The 22,168-nt window shown below is 61.0% G+C and carries 19 protein-coding genes and 1 tRNA gene; 16 read left to right on the top strand and 4 right to left on the bottom strand.

Translation table 11 applies throughout. The annotated features are described in order from the left end of the window. Positions 1–105 precede the first annotated feature (105 nt). A tRNA-Lys gene (locus FGF54_RS07695) sits at positions 106–181 on the bottom strand. A 282-nt stretch (positions 182–463) separates the two neighbouring features. Here FGF54_RS07695 and FGF54_RS07690 point away from each other — a divergent pair. Further along, on the top strand, positions 464–1,210 hold the full coding sequence (locus FGF54_RS07690) for a cytochrome c biogenesis CcdA family protein (RefSeq protein WP_003523449.1): 747 nt from the start codon (positions 464–466) through the stop codon (positions 1,208–1,210). 34 nt (positions 1,211–1,244) lie between these two features. Continuing rightward, positions 1,245–2,183: an AEC family transporter gene (locus tag FGF54_RS07685; protein WP_065655176.1), complete on the top strand. Its 939-nt coding sequence runs from the start codon at positions 1,245–1,247 to the stop codon at positions 2,181–2,183. Here FGF54_RS07685 and FGF54_RS07680 read toward each other — a convergent pair. Then, positions 2,167–3,375 carry a UbiH/UbiF family hydroxylase gene (locus FGF54_RS07680; protein WP_142779356.1) on the bottom strand — a complete coding sequence of 403 codons (1,209 nt, stop codon included), beginning with the start codon at positions 3,373–3,375 and terminating at the stop codon, positions 2,167–2,169. The two genes, FGF54_RS07685 and FGF54_RS07680, sit on opposite strands and share 17 nt — an antisense overlap. A 209-nt stretch (positions 3,376–3,584) precedes the next feature. On the opposite strand from FGF54_RS07680, the gene pcsA reads away from it, so the two are divergent. From pcsA to FGF54_RS07620, 12 genes are all read left to right on the top strand, one after another. Continuing rightward, positions 3,585–4,310 carry a phosphatidylcholine synthase gene (pcsA, locus tag FGF54_RS07675; RefSeq protein WP_035263562.1) on the top strand — a complete coding sequence of 242 codons (726 nt, stop codon included), beginning with the start codon at positions 3,585–3,587 and terminating at the stop codon, positions 4,308–4,310. A gap of 211 nt (positions 4,311–4,521) precedes the next feature. After that, the gene (locus FGF54_RS07670) at positions 4,522–6,078 is read left to right on the top strand and encodes an ABC transporter ATP-binding protein (protein ID WP_020810305.1); all 1,557 of its coding nucleotides are present in this window, start codon (positions 4,522–4,524) and stop codon (positions 6,076–6,078) included. Continuing rightward, on the top strand, positions 6,068–7,159 hold the full coding sequence (locus FGF54_RS07665) for an ABC transporter permease (RefSeq protein ID WP_137453092.1): 1,092 nt from the start codon (positions 6,068–6,070) through the stop codon (positions 7,157–7,159). Before FGF54_RS07670 ends, FGF54_RS07665 begins: the two co-directional genes overlap by 11 nt. Continuing rightward, the gene (locus FGF54_RS07660; RefSeq protein ID WP_003523440.1) at positions 7,159–8,079 is read left to right on the top strand and encodes an ABC transporter permease; all 921 of its coding nucleotides are present in this window, start codon (positions 7,159–7,161) and stop codon (positions 8,077–8,079) included. The genes FGF54_RS07665 and FGF54_RS07660 overlap by 1 nt, the downstream gene beginning before the upstream one ends. 35 nt (positions 8,080–8,114) lie before the next feature. Continuing rightward, entirely contained in the window at positions 8,115–9,188 is a 1,074-nt protein-coding gene (locus FGF54_RS07655) for a BMP family ABC transporter substrate-binding protein (protein WP_003523439.1), read from the top strand. A gap of 211 nt (positions 9,189–9,399) precedes the next feature. After that, a complete protein-coding gene (locus FGF54_RS07650) occupies positions 9,400–10,137 on the top strand; it encodes a FadR/GntR family transcriptional regulator (RefSeq protein WP_031233913.1) in 738 nt (245 codons plus the stop codon). Between the two features lie 223 nt (positions 10,138–10,360). Continuing rightward, positions 10,361–11,722 carry a bifunctional UDP-N-acetylglucosamine diphosphorylase/glucosamine-1-phosphate N-acetyltransferase GlmU gene (glmU, locus tag FGF54_RS07645; protein ID WP_142779355.1) on the top strand — a complete coding sequence of 454 codons (1,362 nt, stop codon included), beginning with the start codon at positions 10,361–10,363 and terminating at the stop codon, positions 11,720–11,722. A gap of 102 nt (positions 11,723–11,824) precedes the next feature. Then, a complete protein-coding gene (glmS, locus tag FGF54_RS07640; RefSeq protein WP_142779354.1) occupies positions 11,825–13,651 on the top strand; it encodes a glutamine--fructose-6-phosphate transaminase (isomerizing) in 1,827 nt (608 codons plus the stop codon). Then, positions 13,648–14,151, top strand: a complete 504-nt coding sequence (locus FGF54_RS07635; RefSeq protein ID WP_142779353.1) for a GNAT family N-acetyltransferase — start codon at positions 13,648–13,650, stop codon at positions 14,149–14,151. Before glmS ends, FGF54_RS07635 begins: the two co-directional genes overlap by 4 nt. A 13-nt stretch (positions 14,152–14,164) precedes the next feature. Then, positions 14,165–14,833, top strand: a complete 669-nt coding sequence (locus FGF54_RS07630) for a DUF502 domain-containing protein (protein WP_020012801.1) — start codon at positions 14,165–14,167, stop codon at positions 14,831–14,833. A gap of 118 nt (positions 14,834–14,951) precedes the next feature. Then, positions 14,952–15,197, top strand: a complete 246-nt coding sequence (locus FGF54_RS07625) for a CopG family ribbon-helix-helix protein (protein ID WP_125146564.1) — start codon at positions 14,952–14,954, stop codon at positions 15,195–15,197. Then, positions 15,194–15,484 (top strand): type II toxin-antitoxin system RelE/ParE family toxin, encoded by a 291-nt coding sequence (locus tag FGF54_RS07620; RefSeq protein WP_142779352.1) that lies wholly within the window; start codon positions 15,194–15,196, stop codon positions 15,482–15,484. Before FGF54_RS07625 ends, FGF54_RS07620 begins: the two co-directional genes overlap by 4 nt. Before the next feature lie 24 nt (positions 15,485–15,508). Here the strand turns inward: FGF54_RS07620 and FGF54_RS07615 are convergent, their stop codons facing one another. Both FGF54_RS07615 and recG read right to left on the bottom strand, forming a co-directional pair. Then, positions 15,509–15,781 (bottom strand): hypothetical protein, encoded by a 273-nt coding sequence (locus tag FGF54_RS07615; protein ID WP_142779351.1) that lies wholly within the window; start codon positions 15,779–15,781, stop codon positions 15,509–15,511. Positions 15,782–15,793: 12 nt separating this feature from the next. After that, positions 15,794–17,899 (bottom strand): ATP-dependent DNA helicase RecG, encoded by a 2,106-nt coding sequence (gene recG / locus FGF54_RS07610; protein WP_142779350.1) that lies wholly within the window; start codon positions 17,897–17,899, stop codon positions 15,794–15,796. Positions 17,900–18,088: 189 nt separating this feature from the next. On the opposite strand from recG, the gene FGF54_RS07605 reads away from it, so the two are divergent. Together FGF54_RS07605 and mfd are read left to right on the top strand one after the other, a co-directional pair. Beyond that, on the top strand, positions 18,089–18,400 hold the full coding sequence (locus FGF54_RS07605) for a succinate dehydrogenase assembly factor 2 (protein ID WP_065115898.1): 312 nt from the start codon (positions 18,089–18,091) through the stop codon (positions 18,398–18,400). A gap of 4 nt (positions 18,401–18,404) precedes the next feature. Beyond that, positions 18,405–21,902 (top strand): transcription-repair coupling factor, encoded by a 3,498-nt coding sequence (gene mfd, locus FGF54_RS07600; protein WP_142779349.1) that lies wholly within the window; start codon positions 18,405–18,407, stop codon positions 21,900–21,902. The last annotated feature ends 266 nt before the right edge of the window (positions 21,903–22,168 follow it).

Genomic DNA, 22,168 nt, shown 5'->3' with positions numbered 1-22,168 from the left:
TATTTTACCCTCGAGGACTGCGGGCGAATCTTTTCAATTCCTGCCGGAGTTCGGTCGCCTTCAGTGCTAACTCTTTGTGAAATATCAGAAAATTGTATTTGAAGGTGGTGAGAGCGCAGGGATTCGAACCCTGGACCTACTGATTAAAAGTCAGTTGCTCTACCGGCTGAGCTACGCTCTCCCGTGTCGGGGCTTGGCTGCCCTTCGGAAGTGCGCGGAACATAGGTAGAGCGATCCGTTCGGTCAACCCAAAAAAAGCGGTTTCGACAATCAATCCGGTTTTTTTTGTCGCACCCCCGAAAAGGTGATTGGAGAGAGGGGGCGGCTGGGGATAAAACCGGCTTAAGACATGTCGGACGAACGGGTGAAATCCTTTTGCAGCAATGACATGCACGAAAATGAAGCGTGAAGTGCCGGCGAAGCTCGAGAATCGCGGCGGCTTTGCGGAATGCGGAGTTCTTTCTTGTCGATTGCCGATATTTCCCTGTTCAGCGCGCTTCTGGCCGGCGCTCTTTCGTTTCTGTCGCCCTGCGTTCTGCCGCTGGTGCCGCCTTATCTCTGTTATATGGCGGGTGTCTCGGTCGAGCAGTTCAGGACGGAAGATACCGCGCCGCGGCCGGAGATTCGCAGGGCCGTGCTGTTTTCGGCCTTCTTCTTCACGCTCGGTTTCGCCACGGTCTTCGTGGCGCTGGGGGCAGGCGCCTCGACGATCGGCACGCTTCTGCGCCAGAATCTCGATATTCTCGCCAAGATCGGCGGTTTCATCATCATTCTGATGGGCCTGAATTTCCTCGGCGTGTTCCGCATTGGCCTGTTTTCGCGCGAGGCGCGGTTTCAGGGGGCGGGCAAGCCTGCCACGCTGTCCGGGGCCTATGTCATGGGTCTTGCATTTGCCTTCGGCTGGACGCCCTGCATTGGCCCGGTTCTGGGGGCTATTCTCGGCGTCGCCGCCGCGCGCGATACGGTTGGCGACGGTGCGGCGCTGCTTGCGGTCTATTCTCTTGGCCTTGCGGTGCCGTTCTGGATCGCGGCGGCGTTTTCCGGCTCCTTCATGCGTTTCCTCGTCCGCTTCCGCCGCCATCTCGGCCTCGTGGAAAAGCTGCTCGGCGTATTGCTGGTGCTGACGGGTCTCGCTTTCATGTCCGGTTTTATCACCAATGTGGCGATCTGGTTCCAGGAGACCTTTCCGATCCTGATGCAAATCGGCTAAGCCTCCCGCTGGAGTTGCTTGCGGGGGAAACATAGTGACGGATATCGTCGGATTGCTGTTACCGTTTTTCGGCCTGATCTTCATCGGCTACGGGGCGGCGCGCATCACGAAGCAGCCGGTCGAGGCGATGGGCTGGCTGAACACCTTCATCATCTATGCGGCGCTTCCGGCGCTGTTTTTCAAGCTGGTGTCGAAAACGCCGGTGGAAGAACTGGCGCGGATGGATTTCGTCGCGGCCAGTCTCGCCTGCACCTATGGTATTTTCTTGGCTGTGTTCCTGATCGGCCGGTTCGTGCGGAAAAACAGCCTTGCCGAAACCACGATCCAGAGTTTCGCGGCAAGCTACGGCAATATCGGCTATATGGGGCCGGGGCTTGCGCTTCTGGCGCTTGGCGAAAAGGCGGCGGTGCCGGTGGCGCTGATAGTCTGTCTGGAAAATGCCGCCCACTTCATCGTCGCCCCGGCGATGATGGCGGTTGCGGGCGGAGACAAGCGCTCTCCGGCAAGACTTGCGCTGGACGTGGCGCGCAAGGTCATCACCCACCCCTTCATCGTCTCCGTCATCGCCGGCTTTCTCGCCGCCTCGCTGTCATGGCAGCCGCCGGAAGCGGTGCAGCGGCTGGTGGATTATCTGGCGCAATCGGCGGCGCCCTGCGCATTGTTTGCCATGGGCGTGACGCTGGCGCTTCGGCCGATGAAACGGGTGCCGGTGGAAATCAGCTATATCGTGCCGGCAAAGCTGATCCTGCATCCGCTCGCCGCTTATCTCGTGCTCTCGTCGCTCGGGCGGTTCGAGCCGGTGTGGATCTATTCGGCCGTGCTTTTGGCCGCGCTGCCGACCGCGACGAATGTTTTCGTCATCGGCCAGCAATATCACGTCTGGCAGGAGCGGGCGTCGGCAACGATCCTGATCTCGACGGTGCTGTCGGTCCTCACGCTGACCGGCGTGGTGTATTTCATCCAGCCTTTTTGAAGCTGCCGAACAGCAGCGAGGGTAGGGCCTTCAGCCCACGGCCTGGTTCGATGCCCTCGCGCATGACCATGCTTCTAAGCGTGCCGATGCCGGAAAGCACGTCCAGGCCCGCCGCGCGCGCCATCTGCACCGGCAGGAGATCGGAAAGCAGGGAGCGGTTCAGGAGATCGACGCTCAGCGTGCGGCTATACACATCCGCCCGCCGCCTGCGGTCGAAGCTGCTGCCGGCATCGGCCGCAATCGGCCGGTCGGAGACGGCGCTCAGCAATTCCGTCAGCGCGATGATGTCGCGCAGGCTGAGGTTCAACCCCTGCGCGCCGATGGGCGGAAAACCATGTGCGGCCTCGCCGATCAGGGCGACGCGGCCCTTGCCGAAGCGATGCGCCGTCATGGAAGAGAGCGGCCATGCCTGCACACTGTCCTCGACGGTGACGGCTCCCAGCATGGATTGCATGCGCTCCTCGACCCGGAGGCTAAGCGCTTCCAGCGGCAGCGCCGTCAATTCCTCCGCCTGTTGCGGGGTGACGACCCAGACGAGGCTGGAGCGGTTGCCGGGCAGGGGAACCTGCGTGAAAGGGCCGGTGGGTGTGTGGAATTCCGTCGAGACATTGCCATGCGACCGGCTGTGGCCGAAGTTCAAAACAATGGCCGTCTGCGGATAGGACCAGGATTTGACGCCGATGCCGGCCGCATCCCGCACCATCGATTTGCGGCCATCCGCACCGATGAGGAAATCGGCGGAGAGCGTTTCCCCGTCCGCAAGCGTCACCGTCACGCGCTCGTTGCCGATGTCGATTGTCTCGGCGGACGTGTCGAGGCGGGTAATATTGTGTTCCTGCCCGACCGCTTCGCTCAGAACGCCGAGCAAAGCCTCGTTGGGGATGTTCCAGCCAAAGGCGTCCAGACCGATTTCGGACGAACGGAACTGCACGGTGGGTGCACGCAGCAGGCGGTCGGTGCCGTCGATGATCTGCATGGTGGAAAGGCGTGCGGCCGAAGGCGCGATGCGCGACCACAGGCCGAGACGGTCCATGAAGCGGATGGACTGGTCCATCAGCGCCGTGGTGCGCTGGTCCTTCCTGTCGCTCGAAGGTGCAATGAGCGCCACGTGGCGGCCCGCCCGCGCCAGCGCGATGGCCGCGATCTGGCCCGCAAGTCCCGCACCGGTGATGGCGATATCGAAGTGTCTCATGGTCCTGATCCGTTGTTATTTCCAAAGCATCATAAAGGCTTTGGTCGGGTAAATCCACTTCGGTCCCGGAACATCCGGTTGCGAAGATTCGTTGGTTGTGCCGCGATATTAGTCTTAGGATAAGCGGATTGAGCCGGTTGCAAAGCGTGGTGAATGGCCGCATACCGGAATGGACAGGCGGATGAAAAAACGGGGCACAGACGCTGACTATGAAAATTTTCAACTATAAGCGTGTTCCCTACGCGGAAATCCGCGCCTTTTCCGTCCATATGCTCACGGCCTCCGGTTCGTTCCTGGCTTTTCTCGGCGTGGTCGCCGCAGCCGAACACCGCTTCGTCGACATGTTCTGGTGGCTGGGGCTTGCGCTTCTGGTGGATGGCATCGACGGTCCGATCGCCCGCAAGGTCAGGGTGAAGGAAGTGCTGCCCAACTGGTCCGGCGATACGCTCGATAATATCATCGACTATGTTACCTATGTGCTGCTGCCCGCCTTTGCGCTTTATCAGAAAGGCATGATCGGCGAGCCGCTGTCCTTCGTGGCCGCCGGCATGATCGTGGTGTCGAGCGCGATTTATTACGCCGATATGGGCATGAAGACGGACGAATATTTCTTCTCCGGCTTTCCGGTGGTGTGGAACATGGTGGTGTTCACCCTGTTCGTCATGGACGCCAGCGCCACCACGGCGATGATCGTCGTTACCGTTTCGGTGTTTTTGACATTCCTGCCGATCAACTTCCTGCATCCGGTGCGGGTGAAGCGATTGCGGCCGCTCAATCTCGCCGTGGTCTTCATCTGGTGCGCGCTTGGCGGTTATTCGCTGCTGATGCATTTCGAAACCCCGACCTGGGCCGTGATCGGCTTTGTGGCAAGCGGCATCTATCTTTATTGCATCGGTGGAATATTGCAGTTTTTCCCCTCGCTCGGCGCGAAATAAGAAAAGGGTAAAGCCGTTTATTGCTTGTGCAAATTGCATTTAAGCGGCTTCTTTTTCAGTTGTGCGCAGCAGCAAAACCGTTATCAATAAGTTCTGATCGCGTATCATTGCATACTTTTTGGTGCGGGATTGGGAACAATGACCGCAACCGTTTGAAACGCCTCGAAGAAGGCATGACGGTTGGTGAGAGAGGGAACTCGTGACTGGAACTTTGGCGCCGGAGGCCGTGCCTCTCCTGTCCGTTCGCAAGCTGACCAAGCTGTTCGGCAATTTCGCCGCCTGCAACGGCATCGATCTCGATATTGCGCCGGGCGAAATCCATGCGCTTCTGGGGGAAAACGGCGCGGGCAAATCCACGCTCGTCAAGATGCTGTTCGGCGTTCTCGCACCGACCGAGGGCGATATTATCTGGCAGGGCCAGCCGGTTTCCGTAGGCTCACCCAGTGAGGCTCGCCGGCTTGGCATCGGCATGGTCTTCCAGCATTTTTCGCTGTTCGAGGCGCTGACGGTCGCTGAGAACATCGCCCTGTCGCTCGATCCGAAAATTTCATTGAAGGAAATCGCCGGGCAAGCGGAAACGCTGTCGCGCGCCTACGGTCTGCCGCTCGATCCCAATGCGCATGTGGCCGATCTTTCGGTCGGCGAGCGACAGCGCATCGAAATCGTCCGAGCGCTTCTACAGAATCCGCGCCTCATCATTCTCGACGAGCCGACCTCGGTGCTGACGCCGCAGGAGGCCGACAAGCTGTTCGAGACGCTGGAGAAGCTGAAGGCTGAAGGCCGTTCTGTGCTTTATATCAGCCATCGTCTCGAAGAGGTGCAGCGTATCTGCGACCGCGCCACCGTTCTGCGCCACGGCAAGGTGACGGGCGCCTGCGATCCGCGCAGGGAAACGCCGGCATCGCTGGCGCGCATGATGGTCGGCAGCGATGTCGCAAGCGTTTCGCGGGCCACGGGCGAGGCGCTGGGTGCGCCGCAGATCGAGGTCATGGGGCTTTCGGTCGCGCCGCGCACGCCTTTTGCCGTGGCGCTGAAATCGATTTCCATGACCGTGCGCGCCGGCGAGGTGCTGGCGATTGCCGGCGTTGCCGGGAACGGGCAGGGCGAGCTGTTCGATGCGCTTTCGGGCGAATATCCGGTCTATAATAACGATGCGATCCATCTGCGCGGCAAGCCGGTCGGCCGTATCGGCATCAATGGTCGCCGGCTGATGGGTGCGGGTTTCGTGCCGGAGGAGCGCCATGGTCATGCCGCTGTTCCCGGCATGAGCCTTTCCGATAATCTGTTGCTGGCGCGGGCGCGTTCCGACCGGAAGGCGTTTCTGACCGGCGGTTTCCTGCGCATAGTGCGTGGTTCCGCCATTAAGGCGGCGGCGCGGCGCATTTCGGAAACCATGGATGTGCGCAAAAGCGGGGCAGATCCGCTGGCTGGGTCGCTGTCGGGCGGCAACCTGCAGAAATTCATCGTCGGGCGCGAGCTTGACCGCCAGCCTGCCGTGCTGGTGGTCAATCAGCCGACCTGGGGCGTGGATGCGGGTGCGGCGAGCCGCATTCGCCAGGCGCTTGTCGATCTTGCCAAAGCGGGCTCGGCGGTCATCGTCATCAGCCAGGATCTCGATGAAATCTTCGAAGTCGCCACCAATATCGCTGTCATTTCCGACGGCAAGCTGTCAGAGACCCATCCCGTGGAAGACATGACGCTTGAAAAGATCGGCCTGCTGATGGGCGGCATCCACACACATTCGGGAGCCGCCCAGCATGCGCATTGAGCTTGAAAAACGGGCAGGGGTCTCGAGGCTATTCACGCTGCTTTCGCCGCTTCTGGCGCTCACGCTGACGCTGCTCGTCGGCGCCATCATGTTCGCCATGCTCGGCAAGAACCCGCTGGACGCGCTTTACGCCTTTTTCGTCGAGCCGCTGCTGGAAGTCTGGTCGCTGCACGAGCTGGCGATCAAGGCCGCGCCGCTGATCCTGATCGGCGTCGGCCTGTCGATCTGTTATCGCTCCAATAACTGGAACATCGGCGCGGAGGGGCAGTTCACCATCGGCGCGATCACCGGCTCCATCCTGCCGGTGCTTTATCCCGACTGGCATTCGCCGCTGCTTTTGCCTTTGATGCTGGTGATGGGCGCCGTGGGCGGCGCGCTTTATGCGGGTATTCCCGCACTTTTGAAGACGAAGTTCAACACCAACGAAATCCTCGTCAGCCTGATGCTGGTCTATGTCGCGCAGCTTTTCCTCGACTGGCTGACGCGCGGCATCTGGCGCGATCCGGGCGGTTACAACTTCCCGCAGACCAAGCCCTTCAACGACAGCGCCGTTTTGCCGGAAATGCTGGCCTCGGGCCGCGCGCATTGGGGTTTCGTTTTCGCCATCGTTGCGGCCATCGCGCTGTGGTTCATGATGCGCTACATGCTGAAAGGCTTTGAGGTTACCGTGCTCGGCCAGTCGGCGCGGGCAGGGCGTTTTGCCGGTTTTTCCTCCAGCCGCATGGTGTGGTTTTCGCTGCTGCTTTCCGGCGCGCTGGCGGGGCTTGCGGGCATATCGGAGGCTTCCGGCTCCATCGGCCATCTCCAGCCCAGCATTTCGCCGGGTTACGGCTTTACCGCCATCATCGTCGCCTTTCTCGGTCGTCTCAATCCGCTCGGCATCATCCTTTCCGGGCTGGTGCTGGCGCTGACCTATCTCGGCGGCGAGGCGGCGCAGCTTTCCATTGGCGTCTCCGACAAGGTGACGCGCGTGTTTCAGGGGCTGATGCTGTTCTTCGTGCTCTCCTGCGATACGCTGATCTTCTATCGCATCAGGGTGGTCTTTTCCGGCAAGGCGCATCGTAAAGAAGGAGCGGCATGATGGATATGCTTCAGGCCATTCTCCTCACCGTCATCACCGCCGCCACGCCGCTCGTCATCGCCGCTTCCGGCGAGCTGGTGACGGAGCGCTCCGGCGTCCTCAATCTCGGTGTCGAGGGCATGATGATCATGGGTGCGGTCTGCGCTTTCGCGGCCGCGCATATGACCGGGTCTCCCTATCTCGGCATTCTGGCCGGCATTGCCTCGGGTGCGGTTTTCTCGCTGCTCTTCGGTTTCCTGACGCTGACGCTCGTTGCCAATCAGGTGGCGACGGGCCTTGCGCTCACCATTCTCGGCCTCGGCGTCTCGGGCATGCTGGGTGAAAGTTTCGTCGGCCTGCCGGGTGTGAAACTGCAGCCCATCGTCTTTCCGCTGCTGTCGGACATTCCCTTCTTCGGTCCGCTGCTGTTCCGGCAGGATTTGATCTTCTACCTCTCCATCGCGCTTGTCGCCGGCATCGGCTGGTTTCTGTTCAAGAGCCGCACGGGCCTCAAAATCCGCGCCATCGGCGACAGTCACGCTTCGGCCCATGCGCTCGGCATCAATGTCATCCGCACCCGTTATCTCGCCGTCATGTTCGGCGGCGCCTGCGCGGGGCTTGCCGGTGCGCAGCTCTCGCTGGTCTATACGCCGCAATGGGTGGAAAACATGTCGGCCGGGCGCGGCTGGATTGCGCTGGCGCTCGTCGTCTTCGCCTCCTGGCGCCCATGGCGGGTGCTGGCGGGCGGTTACCTGTTCGGCGCCGTCACCATCGGCCAATTGCACGCGCAGGCTTTCGGCATCGGCGTGCCGTCGCAATTGCTTTCGGCGCTGCCCTATCTCGCAACTATTGTCGTGCTGGTCATCATCTCGCATAATCGCCGCACGACCTTGATCAATACACCGGCGTCGCTTGGCAAATCCTTCGTGCCGGACAGGTGAAGCATTCTCACGTCTCCAAACCAACAGGGGTAAAAATGAAAAAACTGGTCATAGCACTCGCCGCTTCGGTTGCGGCTCTCGGCGGCGTCGTTTCCTCGGCGGAAGCCGCCGACGCCAAGAAGGTCTGCTTTATCTATGTCGGTTCAAAGACCGATGGCGGCTGGACGCAGGCGCATGATATCGGCCGTCAGGAACTGCAGGCGCATTTCGGCGACAAGATCGAAACGCCTTTCCTCGAAAGCGTTCCGGAAGGCCCGGATGCCGAGCGCGCCATCGAGCGCATGGCCCGCTCGGGCTGCGAACTGGTGTTCACCACCTCCTTCGGCTTCATGGATGCGACCGTGAAGGTCGCCCAGAAGTTCCCCAAGGTGAAGTTCGAACACGCCACCGGCTTCAAGACCGCCGAAAACGTCGCGACCTACAATTCGCGCTTCTATGAAGGCCGCTACATTCAGGGCCAGATCGCCGCGAAGATGTCGCAGAAGGGTCTCGCCGGTTACATCGCCTCCTTCCCGATCCCGGAAGTGGTGATGGGCATCGACGCCTTCGTGCTCGGCGCGCAGTCCGTCAATCCCGATTTCAAGGTCAAGGTCGTCTGGGCCAACACCTGGTTCGACCCCGGCAAGGAAGCCGATGCCGCCAAGGCGCTGATCGACCAGGGCGTCGACATTCTGACCCAGCACACCGACACCACCGCGCCGATGCAGGTTGCGGCCGAACGCGGCATCAAGGCTTTCGGTCAGGCGTCCGACATGATCGCGGCCGGTCCGAAGACGCAGCTTACCGCCATCAAGGACACCTGGGGCGCCTATTACATCAAGCGCACGCAGGCTCTTCTCGATGGCACCTGGAAGTCCGAATCCGTCTGGGACGGCCTGAAGGACGGCATCCTGACCATGGCGCCCTATACCAACATGCCTGATGACGTGAAGAAGATGGCCGAGGATACCGAAGCCAAGATCAAGTCGGGCGAGCTGCACCCCTTCACCGGCCCGGTGAAGAAGCAGGACGGTTCGGAATGGCTGAAGGCGGGTGAAAAGGCCGAGGACGGTGTTCTGCTCGGCCTCAACTTCTACGTCGCCGGCGTGGACGACAAGCTGCCGCAATAACGGGACTTTCCATTCCCGCCGATAACAGGCCGCGCATGAAATTCATGTGCGGCCTTTGTTATTTTCATATGTTTTACGCCGTGGACGAAGTTTGCCTTTGCTTTTCAGGCGACTTGATGTTTTTCACTATATTCTGACTTGAGATATACACGTCTGGCGCGATTTTTAAGATCGCCAACCGAACGGAAGGACATGGCACTTGCAGCGCGGAATGCTCGATGCGGCTATCGGTTTTCGAAAGCTGCGGACAAATCATGCACAGGTCGTTCACAAGCTCGGTCTCGATATCGTGTCCGGCACCTTCAAGACGGGCGATATCCTGCCGGGCGATGCCGAGCTGATGGAGCGGCTGAAAGTGTCACGCACAGTGCTGCGCGAAGCGATGAAGACGCTGACCGCCAAGGGCATGATTTCCCCCAAGGCGCGTATCGGCACCCGGGTGACGGAGCGCGAAAGCTGGAACATGTTCGACAGCGAAGTGCTGCTCTGGCATTTCGAGGCGGGGGTCAGCGACGAGTTTCTGCTGCATCTTTACGATATCCGTCAGGCCTTCGAGCCCTATGGTGCGGGGCTTGCCGCGACGCGGGCAAAGGACGCGGATATCGCCAAGCTCGCCGCTTACGCCAACGAGATGGGCAATACCGCCTATTCCAAGGAAAAGCGCGCGCTTGCGGATATGAATTTCCATGTCCTCATCACTGAAATGTCCGGCAATCCGTTCATGCGCACCGTCGGTTCGCTGATAAAGGCGGCTCTGGTGGGCATTTTCCGGATGAGCAACCCGGAAACCGATCCCAATGAGATTTCCGACGTCTCCGCGTCCCACCTGCGGCTCGTGGAGGCGTTTCGCCTGCGCGATGAGGCCGCAGCGCGCCGCGAGATGGAAAGGCTGATCGAAAACGGCCGCCAGCAGGTGCTGGAATTCACTGCCCGCAACCCCCGGCGATAAATCAAACCGCGGGAGCGGGATGCGATCCCGTTCCAATCACGTTTGATGAAAATCGGTGCGGAAATTTGGTGCAGATTTGCATGGTTTCTTAAGTGGGCCGCCGTTATAGCAATTCCGGAATGAAATTACCGATGCGCCCGTTCGTTTTGCCGGACGGCGTGAAGTCAAACATATGCCGCCGTCCTGGCCGCCCTGCGGCCGGTGACTGGGTGTTGGAGGTCTTATGGAGCGCAGCTCTCTAGCCGTTATTCTCGCAGCGGGCGACAGCACGCGCATGAAATCGTCGAAATCCAAGGTGCTGCATCCGGTCGCCGGGCGTCCGATGATCAGCCATGTGGTTGAGGCGGTGGCTGGATCTGGCGTCGGCACGGTGGCGCTGGTGGTCGGGCGCGATGCCGACAATGTCGCTGCTGCCGCAAGCATGAAGGGTCTTCAGGTCGAAGCTTTCCTGCAGACGGAACGCAAGGGCACCGGCCATGCGGTTCTTGCCGCACGCGCAGCCATCGAGCGAGGTTTCGACGATCTCATCGTCGCCTATGGCGATGTCCCGCTCATCACGTCTGCAACGCTCGACCGGGCGCGTGAGGCGATTGCCGCCGGCGCCGATGTCGCCGTCATCGGTTTCCATACCGACCGCCCGACCGGTTACGGCCGGCTTCTGGTCAAGGATGGCGAACTTGTCGCTATCCGCGAGGAGAAGGACGCGACCGATGCGGAGCGTAAGGTTACCTGGTGCAATAGCGGATTGATGGCCATCAACGGCCGCAACGCGCTGGACCTGCTCGACCGGATCGGCAACAGCAATGTGAAGGGCGAATATTATCTGACCGACGTGGTCGAGATCGCACGTTCCCTCGGTCGCCGCGCCGTCGCCATCGATGCGCCCGAAACGGAACTGGTCGGCTGCAACAACCGCGCCGAACTGGCCTTTATCGAGAAGCTCTGGCAGGAGCGCCGCCGCCACGAACTGATGGTGGACGGCGTTTCGATGATTGCGCCCGAAACCGTTTTCCTCTCGTATGACACGAAGATCGGTCAGGACGTTTTGATCGAACCGAATGTCGTCATCGGTCCCGGCGTCACCATCGAGCCGGGCGCCGTCATCCATGCGTTTTCACATCTGGAAGGGGCGCATGTCGCCGAAGGTGCGGCCGTTGGTCCTTATGCGCGGCTGCGTCCGGGCGCGAACCTGCACGCTAACGCCAAGGTGGGCAATTTCTGCGAGGTCAAGAAGGCGGAGATCGGCGAGGGCGCCAAGGTCAATCATCTGACCTATATCGGCGATGCATTCATCGGCGCGGGCAGCAATATCGGCGCTGGCACCATCACCTGTAATTACGACGGCTACAACAAGGCCGAGACGCGGATCGGTGCGAACAGTTTTATTGGTTCGAACTCGTCGCTGGTCGCTCCTGTCACCATTGGAGAGGGGGCCTATATCGCCTCCGGCAGCGTGATTACCGATGACGTGCCGGCCGATGCGCTGGCGTTCGGGCGCGCGCGGCAGGAGATGAAGCCGGGCCGGGCGACCGTTGTGCGCGAGCGGGCGAAGGCGCTGAAGGAAGCGAAGAAAAAGTCGTCCTGACGGACGTTACCAAACGATACCGAAAGTGACCGGCGCCATAATTGCGGATTGTTCGGGAACGGTTAGTAGTTTCGGCGAAGAGATCGCCGTCTGGAGAAATATATGTGCGGAATTGTCGGAATTGTCGGAACCCAGCCCGTTGCTGAACGGCTTGTCGATGCGCTGAAGCGTCTCGAATATCGCGGTTACGATTCGGCTGGTGTCGCCACCATCGACAATGGCGCGATGGACCGTCGCCGGGCGGAAGGAAAGCTCTTCAACCTGGAGAAGAGACTTTCGGAAGAGCCGCTGCCGGGCGTGGTCGGCATCGCTCACACCCGCTGGGCGACCCATGGCGTTCCGAACGAAACCAATGCCCATCCGCATTTCGTCGACGGCGTCGCCGTCGTCCATAATGGCATCATCGAAAACTTCGCCGAACTGCGCGAAGAGCTGACCGCCGCAGGCGCGAGCTTCACCACCCAGACCGATACCGAAGTGGTCGCTCAGCTTCTGGCGAAATATACCCGCGAGGGTCTCGGCCATCGCGAGGCGATGCTGAAGATGCTGAACCGCGTGACGGGCGCCTATGCGCTGGTCGTCATGTTCAAGGACGATCCCGGCACGCTGCTTTCGGCGCGTTCCGGCCCGCCGCTTGCCGTCGGTTACGGTCGAGGCGAAATGTTCCTCGGGTCCGACGCCATCGCGCTGTCGCCCTTCACCAACGAGATCACCTATCTGGTGGATGGCGACTGCGCCATCGTGACCCGTCAGGGTGCGGAAATCATCGATTTCTCCGGCAAGCCGGTGAAGCGCGAGCGTCAAATCTCGCAGGCGACGGCCTATGTGGTCGACAAGGGCAACCATCGCCACTTCATGGAAAAGGAAATCTACGAGCAGCCGGAAGTCATTTCCCATGCGCTCAGCCATTATGTGGATTTCGCTTCCAAGACCGTGAAGCCGGCCGACACGGCCATCGATTTCGCCAAGCTTTCCGGCCTTGCCATTTCCGCCTGCGGCACGGCCTATCTGTCCGGCCTGATCGGCAAATATTGGTTCGAGCGTTATGCGCGTCTACCGGTGGAAATCGATGTCGCCTCGGAATTCCGTTACCGCGAAATCCCGCTCGTTCCCACGCAGGCCGCACTGTTCATTTCGCAATCGGGTGAAACCGCCGATACGCTGGCGGCCCTGCGTTATTGCCAGCAGGAGGGGCTGAAGATCGGCGCGGTGGTCAACACGCGTGAATCCACCATGGCGCGCGAATCCGATGCGATCTTTCCGATCCTTGCCGGTCCGGAAATCGGCGTCGCCTCCACAAAGGCCTTCACCTGCCAGCTTGCCGTGCTCGCTTCGCTTGCCGTTGCCGCCGGAAAAGCGCGCGGTACGGTCACGCCCCAGCAGGAAACCGAACTGGTTCGCCATCTGACCGAGATGCCGCGCATCATGAGCAAGGTTCTCAACAGCATCCAGCCGCAGATCGAAGCGCTGTCGCGCGATCTGTCGCGTTTCAAGGACGTGCTTTATCTCGGCCGCGGCACCAGCTTCCCGCTGGCGCTGGAAGGCGCGCTGAAGCTCAAGGAAATCTCCTATATCCACGCCGAGGGTTATGCCGCCGGCGAGCTGAAGCATGGGCCTATCGCGCTGATCGACGAGAACATGCCGGTCATCGTCATCGCGCCGCATGATCGTTTCTTCGAGAAGACCGTTTCGAATATGCAGGAGGTCGCCGCGCGCGGCGGCCGCATCATCTTCATCACCGATGAGAAGGGGGCCGCCGCTTCCAAGCTCGACACCATGGCGACGATCACGCTGCCCAATGTCGACGAGCTTATTGCGCCGATGGTCTTCTCGCTGCCGATCCAGCTGCTCGCCTATCACACCGCCGTCTTCATGGGCACGGATGTGGACCAGCCGCGCAATCTGGCGAAATCGGTAACGGTGGAATGATCATCCGGCCGGAGCGCCAGGGCGATGAAGAGGCGATTGCTCGCGTTACGGAAGATGCTTTCCGTAACGTCGATTACAGCGACAAGACGGAACATCTGATCGTCGAGCGGTTGCGCAGGGCGGGCGCGCTCACCGTTTCACTGGTTGCCGAGGACAGCGAAGGCATCATCGGCCATGTCGGTTTTTCGCCTGTGACGCTCACCAGCGGCGAGACCGGCTGGTTCTGCCTCGCGCCGCTTTCCGTGACACCGGAACGGCAGGGGCAGGGCGTCGGTTCAAAGCTGGTGCGGGACGGGCTTGCCGTTCTGGAGCGTCTGAATGCTTCCGGCGCGGTTGTCGCGGGCGATCCGGACTACTATGGCCGCTTCGGTTTTCGCCATGTCGAAGGGGTGAATGCGCAAGGGATTCCTGACGAATATTTCACAGTTCTTCGCTTGCATGGTGGAACTCCATCCGGCATTGTCGGTTTTCATCCGGGTTTCGATGGCGACAACGCTTAACTCCGAACGGTAAATGACCGATATTCCAGTCAAAATTTCATTCGCAGCCCGGCTGCGCAATAGTTTCCTCACGGGCGTTCTGATCCTCGCGCCCGTCACCATCACCATGTGGCTGGTGTGGAGCTTCCTGCAATGGGCCGATAGCTGGGTGAAGCCCTATATTCCGGCCCGTTACGATCCCGAGCAATATTTCGATGTGGCTATTCCCGGTTTCGGCCTGCTGATCGCCGTCATCGGCATCACCCTCATCGGCTTTCTCGGCAATAACCTCATCGGCAAATGGATTTTCGGTGTCGGCGAATCCATCCTCAACCGCATGCCGCTGGTGCGGCCGATCTACAAGAGCATCAAGCAGCTGTTCGAATCCGTCCTGAAGGAGCATTCGAACTCCTTCAAGAAGGTCGGCCTGATCGAGTTTCCGTCATCCGGCACCTGGGCGATGGTGTTCGTCGCCTCCGAGGCCAAGGGCGAGCTTGCCCATCGTTTCAATGAAATGGGCCAGCAGATGGTCGCCGTCTTCCTGCCGCCGACACCGGTGCCGACAGCCGGTTTTCTGCTGTTCGTGCCGAAAGACAAGATCGTGATGCTGGACATGACGCCGGAAGATGCGGCAAAGCTCTTGATATCCGGTGGTCTGGTGGCCCCGGATTTCACGCCGCCGAAGATGATTGCGCCGGTTTGAACGCATTCGCAAGACGCTAGATTCCTTCCTCCATTCTCGCGGAGTGATGTAAAGCCATACGGTTGACGAACCAATGTGGTTCACCAATAATCACCGTGAACCAAGAAGGGTTGCGATCATGACTGCATTCACTGTGCGTCTGCCTGATGAGGTTGCCGACAAACTCGACCAATTGGCGGAAAAACTTGATCGGTCGCGATCCTACATGGCGGCGCGGGCGATTGAGGACTTTGTTGCCCGCGAGGAGTGGCAGCTTGCCGAGATCGAGGCGGGTGTGGCGGAAGCCGATCGCGGCGAGTTCGGGACACCTGAGGATCTCGCAAACATTGTCGGGAAATATGTAAAATCCGCCCGGCCGTCATGAATGACCGGCGAATTCGTTGGACCTTACGGGCGCTGCGACGGCTCGATGAAATTGGTGTGCATATCGAAAAGGATAATCCAGCGGCTGCGGCCCGAGTGATTTCCCGCATTGTTTCAGCGGTTGATATGTTGGTGGAGCAGCGAGCCATGGGGCGGGTCGGACGCATCAGAGGAACGCGGGAAGCCGTGCTTTCCGACATTTCCTACATCATTGCCTATCGCGTGGGCGGGGATATCGAAATTCTGACGATCATCCACACATCGCAGCGGTGGCCTTCGGCGCTTTAGCCAAACAGTCGCCGGCTTTCATGGTCAATCCTCATCATCCAGATCGTCCACTTCCGTGCCGGTGGTCGTGGCGTGGAATACGGGAACGAAAAGCCGCATATAGACCAGCCGCACGCTCCAGCCTTCTTCCAGCGCCTGGCTCCAGGCCTTCTTGCGGCCGGGCTTCTTGAACGCCTTGCCGATTGCCTTTTTCGCGCTCTTCGCAAATGTCTCCGGTTGCAGAATATTCTGCGGCGAGCAGAGCGCGTAGCCCTTGCGGAAAGCGGGTGGCGGGCGGCGCGGGTCGATCATGTTCATGGGCGTTCACTTTCAGCCGGCGTGGAGGAAGCGGATCGCTTCGTCGCGGCGGTGCAAATAGAGCAGGGTGCGCAGCGCATTGCCGCGCGGGCCTGTCAGTTCGGGGTCGCGCTCAATGACGTAAGCTGCGTCCTTGCGGGCGATTTCCAGAAGGTCGGCATGGGCCTCGAGGCTGGCGATGCGGAAGCCCGGCGTGCCGGACTGGCGGGTGCCGAGCAGCTCGCCTTCGCCGCGCAGCTTCAAATCCTCCTCGGCGATCAGGAAGCCATCCTCGCTGTCGCGCAGGATGGAAAGCCGGGCGCGGCCGTTTTCGCTGAGTGGGCCTTTATAGAGCAGGATGCAGGTGGAGGCCTCGTCGCCGCGGCCCACACGGCCGCGCAGCTGGTGAAGCTGGGCGAGGCCGAAACGTTCGGCGTGTTCGATGACCATGATGGTTGCATCCGGCACGTCGACGCCGACTTCCACCACCGTCGTCGCTACCAGCAACCGGGCTTCGCCGTTCTTGAAGGCCAGCATGGCGGCATCCTTGTCCGGGCCGCTCATGCGTCCATGGATGAGGCCGATATTGGCGCCGAGCATCTGCGAGAGAACCGCATGCCGTTCTTCCGCCGACATCAGGTCGGATTCTTCCGTTTCCTCCACCAGCGGGCAGATCCAGTAGGCCTTCTTGCCATCCTTCAGTGCCGCGCGCAGCCGCTCTACGATATCGCCGATCCGCTCAGTGGGGATCGTCACGGTCTGGATGGGTTTGCGGCCGGCCGGTTTTTCGGTGAGCTTGGAGACATCCATATCGCCGAAGGCGGCCAGAACCAATGTGCGCGGAATAGGCGTGGCGGTCATGACCAGCATATGCGGCGTGATGCCCTTCGCAGTGAGGCGCAGGCGCTGGTGCACGCCGAAACGGTGCTGCTCATCGACCACTGCCAGCACGAGGTTTTTATAGCTGACGCTGTCCTGAAACAGTGCATGGGTGCCGATGACGATCTGCGCTTCGCCGGAGGCCACGCGCTCCTCGATCTCGCGGCGCTCCTTGCCCTTGGTGCGGCCGGTCAGCACTTCGACGGTGATGCCCGCCGCCTGAGCGAGTTTGGATATGGTGGCGTAATGCTGGCGGGCGAGGATTTCGGTCGGGGCCATCAGCACCGCCTGTCCGCCGGCCTCCACCGCCGTTGCCATGGCCATCAGCGCCACCAGCGTCTTGCCCGCACCGACATCGCCCTGCAGCAGTCGCAACATGCGGTCTTCGCCGGCCATGTCGGTCAGGATATCTTTCACCGCAGCGCTCTGGCTTGCCGTCAGCGAGAAGGGCAGTTGCGACAGGATTTTTGCGGCGACATCACCCTTGGCGCGGATCGGCTGGCCCGCCACCTTGCGCAGCCGCTGGCGCACCAGCGCCAGTGAGAGCTGCCCGGCGAGGAATTCGTCATAGGCGAGCCGTCTGCGCGCCGGGGCTTGTGGTTCTATATCGGCGCTGTCGCGCGGGTCATGCAGCTCGCGGAAGCTTGAGGCGACATCACCGAAGCCCTGCCGGGTCTTGAGCGTCTCATCGATCCATTCCGGAAAGACCGGCAGCTTTGAAAGCCCGCCTTCGATTGCCTTGCGCAGCACCTTGGCAGACAGCCCGGCGGTCATGGGATAAACGGCTTCTACCAAAGGCAGGTTTTCCGCCTCGGAAAGCTTCACCATGAAATCCGGATGCACCATGGAGGCGCGGCCGTTGAACCAGTCCACCTTGCCGCTGACGAGAACCTCTTCATCGACAGGCAGGGCCTTGGACAGCCAGTCGCCCTTGGCGCGGAAGAAGGTCAGCGCCAGTTCGCCGGTCTCGTCATGCAGGAAGACGCGATAGGGCGCATTACGGTTTCCCGGCGGTGGCGGCTGGTGGCGGTCGATACATCCCTGAATGGTGACAATGGCGCCGGGGCTGGCCAGCGCAATGCCGGGGCGGTTGCGGCGGTCGATAACGTTGGATGGCGCGTGGAAGAGCAGGTCGATGACGCGCGTGTCGTCGGCGCTTTCCCGGCTCAAAAGCTTGGCCAGAAGATCGGCAAGCTTCGGCCCCACACCGGCGAGGGTGGAGACGGAGGCAAACAGCGGATCGAGAATGGCCGGACGCATGGGTCAGCAAAATCGGGGAAGGGGGCGGCTTATGCAAGACTTCACTGGTCACAAAGGCGGGTTATCACCGGCAGATTTTCACCGCCGTGGCATTATTTCGATAAAAACCGGTTCCCAAGCGTTCGCCTCCTGTTCTATAGGAGGTCGCAGTCAACATCCTGTTGAATAGCCAACCGAAAGGTGAATGCGATGACTGGACTGGTGCGCACGAGTGCCGACCTCGATCCGAGACGCCGGCGGATTCTTTACCGCTGCTGGCATCGGGGCATTCGCGAGATGGATCTGGTGCTCGGGCAATTCGCGGAAGACAATATTGCCGGGCTTTCCGACGATCAGCTGGATGAGCTTGAGATCATCATGGCGGAAGAGGATAACGACCTCGTCAAGATGGTGACGGGCGCGCTTGCCATACCGGAAAAATTCCAGACCCCGCTGTTCGAGAAGATCGCCTCTTACCGTCCCGATTTCGATCTCGTCACCACTGACACCCTGAAAGCCTGAGAATATGATAGCCGGATTCGATGCAAAGCTGGTGTCGTCGGCCGATACGCCGCTGACCATCGGAAACGTGCCTTCCGGCATGGAAGCCCTTTTGCTTGCCGATATGGCGCGGGCCGGCACGTCGGTCGCCTATGTGATGTCGGACGGCCAGCGGGTCGCCGATCTCGAGCAGATCCTCGGTTTTGTCGCACCTGACATTCCGGTGATGACGCTGCCCGCCTGGGACTGCCTGCCCTATGACCGCGTGTCACCGAGCGCCGACACCTCGGCGCGCCGGCTGGCTGCGCTCTCCGGTCTGATCGCCCATGCGAAGAAACCGCATCCGGCCATCGTGCTGGTCACCGTCAACGCCATGCTGCAGAAGATGGCGCCGCGCGACATTATCGAGAGCCTCGGCTTTTCGGCCAAACCCGGCAACCAGATCCGCATGGAAGAGATTGCCGCGCGGCTGGAGCGCAACGGTTTCGACCGGGTGGCGACGGTGCGTGAAGTGGGCGAATTTGCCGTGCGCGGCGGCATTCTCGACGTCTTCGTGCCGGGCACGGAAGAGCCGGTGCGGCTCGATTTCTTCGGCGATACGCTGGAAAGCATCCGCACCTTCGATCCGGCCAGCCAGCGCACCATCGGACAGGCGCGCTCGCTCGATCTGAACCCGATGAGCGAAGTGACGCTGACGCCGGATACGATCAGCCGTTTCCGCAAGAATTACCTGTCGCTGTTCGGCGCGGCGACGCGAGACGATGCGCTTTATCAGGCCGTCTCCGAAGGTCGCCGTTATGCCGGCATGGAACACTGGCTGCCACTGTTTTACGAGCAGCTGGAGACTGCCTTCGATTATCTGAAGGATTTCCGCATCGTCACCGACCATACGGCGCGGGAGGCGGCGAAAGAACGCTCCAAGCTGGTGCTCGATTATTACGATGCGCGCCGCAGTTCCGGCGAAACCAAGGGCTCGACGCAGGGCGCGCCCTATAAGCCGGTTTCGCCCGGCCAGCTTTATCTCGACGGCAAGAGCTTCGATGCCGCACTGGCTGCCGTTAACGCCGTGCGCCTGACGCCTTTCAACGAGCAGGACAGCGAAGGCCGCCCTGTCGCGACGCTCGACGCCCATGTCGGTCCGCGCTGGGCACGCCCGCCGACCGAGGGCGAGAGCGAAGAGCGGGTCAATGTTTTCGATCTGGCGGTGAAGCACATTGCCGAACGCCGCGCCAAGGGCTGGAAGGTGCTGATTACCGGCTGGTCGGAAGGTTCGCTCGACCGGCTATTGCAGGTGCTGAACGAGCACGGGCTTGAGAAGATCAAGCCGGTCACCTCGCTGAAAGAGGTGGAGAAGCTCGGCAAGGGTGAGGCGGCCTCGGCGGTTCTGAGCCTTGAGGCGGGGTTCGAAACCGGGACGCTGGCCGTTATCGGCGAGCAGGATATTCTCGGCGACCGCATGGTGCGCCGCTCCAAGCGCCGCAAGCGCGGCGCGGATTTCATCTCGGAAGTGGCGGGGCTGGATGAGGGCTCGCTGGTCGTCCATGCCGAACATGGCATCGGCCGCTTCGTCGGCCTGCGGACAATAGAAGCGGCGGGTGCGCCACGCGCCTGCCTGGAACTGCATTATGCCGATGACGCCAAGCTGTTCCTGCCGGTTGAAAACATCGATCTTCTGTCGCGTTACGGTTCGGATGCGGCGGAAGCGCAGCTGGACAAGCTGGGCGGCGGCGCATGGCAGATGCGCAAGGCCAAGCTCAAGAAGCGCCTGCTGGACATGGCAGACGAGCTTATCCGCATCGCGGCTGCGCGCCTGGTGCGCCATGCGCCGGTGCTGACTGCGCCGGATGGGCTTTACGACGAATTCGCCGCCCGTTTCCCCTATGACGAGACGGAAGACCAGCTGAACGCGATTGAGTCCATCCGCGAGGATCTCGGCGCCGGCCGGCCGATGGATCGGCTCATCTGCGGCGATGTCGGTTTCGGCAAGACCGAGGTGGCGTTGCGCGCCGCGTTCCTTGCCGCCATGAACGGCGTGCAGGTGGCTGTGGTGGTGCCGACCACGCTGCTTTCCCGCCAACATTTCCGCACCTTCTCGGAACGTTTCCGTGGGTTGCCGATCCGGGTGCAGCAGGCTTCGCGCCTTGTCGGCTCCAAGGAATTGACGCTGACGAAAAAGGAAGTGGCCGATGGCAAGACGGATATCGTCGTCGGGACCCATGCGCTGCTCGGCGCGGGCATCAGCTTCGCCAATCTCGGCCTGCTGATCATCGACGAAGAGCAGCATTTCGGCGTTAAGCACAAGGAGCGCCTGAAGGAGCTGAAGAGCGACGTGCATGTGCTGACGCTCTCTGCGACGCCCATTCCGCGCACCTTGCAGCTTGCCATGACGGGCGTGCGGGAACTGTCGCTCATCACCACGCCGCCGGTGGACCGCATGGCGGTTCGCACCTTCATTTCGCCCTTCGATCCGCTGGTGATCCGCGAAACGCTGATGCGCGAACATTATCGCGGCGGCCAGAGCTTCTATGTCTGCCCGCGCCTTGCCGATCTTGCTGACATTCACGCCTTCCTGCAATCGGATGTGCCGGAACTGAAGGTGGCGGTGGCGCATGGGCAGATGCCGGCGGGCGAACTGGAAGACATCATGAATGCCTTTTATGACGGCAAATATGATGTGCTGCTGTCGACCACCATTGTCGAATCCGGCCTCGACGTGCCAACCGCCAATACGCTGATCGTGCACCGCGCCGATATGTTCGGCCTTGCCCAGCTTTACCAGCTGCGCGGTCGTGTCGGCCGTTCCAAGGTGCGCGCTTTCGCGCTCTTCACCCTGCCGGTCAACAAGGTGCTGACGACGATGGCTGAGCGGCGGCTGAAGGTGCTGCAATCGCTCGATACGCTGGGCGCCGGCTTCCAGCTGGCCAGCCACGACCTCGATATTCGCGGCGCGGGCAATCTGCTCGGCGAGGAACAGTCCGGCCATATCAAGGAAGTCGGCTTCGAGCTTTACCAGCAGATGCTGGAAGAGGCGGTGGCCGAAGTGAAGGGTGACGAGCAGGTGCAGGATAGCGGCTGGTCGCCGCAAATCTCGGTCGGCACCTCTGTCATGATTCCGGAGGATTATGTTCCGGATCTGCATCTGCGCATGGGGCTTTATCGCCGTCTCGGCGAGCTTGCCGATATCAGCGAGATCGATGGTTTCGGCGCGGAAATGATCGACCGTTTCGGCCCGTTGCCGAAAGAGGTGCAGCATCTCCTCAAGATCGTCTACATCAAGTCGCTCTGCCGCATCGCCAATGTCGAGAAGGTGGATGCCGGGCCGAAGGGCGTGGTCGTGCAGTTCCGCAACAAGGAATTCCCCAATCCGGCAGCGTTGGTCGCTTATATCGGCAAGCAGGGCTCGATGGCGAAAATCCGCCCCGATCACAGCCTGTTCCTGACACGCGATCTGCCGACGCCGGAAAAGCGGCTGACGGGCGCGGCGATGATCATGACACAGCTTGCCGAACTGGCGCGGTCCTAAAACTTCGGGAGGTCGTCGACCCAAAGCAGACCGAGGCGCGTGGGGCTTACCCCCCTCTGTCCTGCCGGACATCTCCCCCTCAAGGGGGGAGATCGATCTGTGGCAAGGTCTCGCCCATCTGGAAGCTTGAAAATGAAGCGACAAAAGGGCCTCTTGCCGATCTCCCCCTTTGAGGGGGAGATGCCCGGCAGGGCAGAGGGGGGTAAAGCCCCACCCACCCTCGGCTTGCTAACAAATGGCCAATCCTCGAAAAACCCAACCCGCAA

The organism is Agrobacterium sp. T29 (assembly GCF_006970545.1).
Classification (GTDB): Bacteria; Pseudomonadota; Alphaproteobacteria; order Rhizobiales; family Rhizobiaceae; genus Agrobacterium; species Agrobacterium leguminum.
Note: the sequence above shows the minus strand (reverse complement) of the source record. Positions and strands in the feature narration are given on the sequence as shown.

What these genes read in the sequence shown, in the direction of transcription:
- pcsA (WP_035263562.1), top strand. Translation starts at nt 3,585, where the DNA reads ATGAAAATTTTCAACTATAAGCGTGTTCCCTACGCGGAAATCCGCGCC.
- mfd (WP_142779349.1), top strand. Translation starts at nt 18,405, where the DNA reads ATGATAGCCGGATTCGATGCAAAGCTGGTGTCGTCGGCCGATACGCCG.
- FGF54_RS07650 (WP_031233913.1), top strand. Translation starts at nt 9,400, where the DNA reads ATGCTCGATGCGGCTATCGGTTTTCGAAAGCTGCGGACAAATCATGCA.
- recG (WP_142779350.1), bottom strand. Translation starts at nt 17,899, where the DNA reads ATGCGTCCGGCCATTCTCGATCCGCTGTTTGCCTCCGTCTCCACCCTC.
- FGF54_RS07620 (WP_142779352.1), top strand. Translation starts at nt 15,194, where the DNA reads ATGAATGACCGGCGAATTCGTTGGACCTTACGGGCGCTGCGACGGCTC.
- FGF54_RS07680 (WP_142779356.1), bottom strand. Translation starts at nt 3,375, where the DNA reads ATGAGACACTTCGATATCGCCATCACCGGTGCGGGACTTGCGGGCCAG.
- FGF54_RS07630 (WP_020012801.1), top strand. Translation starts at nt 14,165, where the DNA reads ATGACCGATATTCCAGTCAAAATTTCATTCGCAGCCCGGCTGCGCAAT.
- FGF54_RS07625 (WP_125146564.1), top strand. Translation starts at nt 14,952, where the DNA reads ATGACTGCATTCACTGTGCGTCTGCCTGATGAGGTTGCCGACAAACTC.
- glmU (WP_142779355.1), top strand. Translation starts at nt 10,361, where the DNA reads ATGGAGCGCAGCTCTCTAGCCGTTATTCTCGCAGCGGGCGACAGCACG.
- glmS (WP_142779354.1), top strand. Translation starts at nt 11,825, where the DNA reads ATGTGCGGAATTGTCGGAATTGTCGGAACCCAGCCCGTTGCTGAACGG.
- FGF54_RS07655 (WP_003523439.1), top strand. Translation starts at nt 8,115, where the DNA reads ATGAAAAAACTGGTCATAGCACTCGCCGCTTCGGTTGCGGCTCTCGGC.
- FGF54_RS07635 (WP_142779353.1), top strand. Translation starts at nt 13,648, where the DNA reads ATGATCATCCGGCCGGAGCGCCAGGGCGATGAAGAGGCGATTGCTCGC.
- FGF54_RS07660 (WP_003523440.1), top strand. Translation starts at nt 7,159, where the DNA reads ATGGATATGCTTCAGGCCATTCTCCTCACCGTCATCACCGCCGCCACG.
- FGF54_RS07605 (WP_065115898.1), top strand. Translation starts at nt 18,089, where the DNA reads ATGACTGGACTGGTGCGCACGAGTGCCGACCTCGATCCGAGACGCCGG.
- FGF54_RS07665 (WP_137453092.1), top strand. Translation starts at nt 6,068, where the DNA reads ATGCGCATTGAGCTTGAAAAACGGGCAGGGGTCTCGAGGCTATTCACG.
- FGF54_RS07615 (WP_142779351.1), bottom strand. Translation starts at nt 15,781, where the DNA reads ATGAACATGATCGACCCGCGCCGCCCGCCACCCGCTTTCCGCAAGGGC.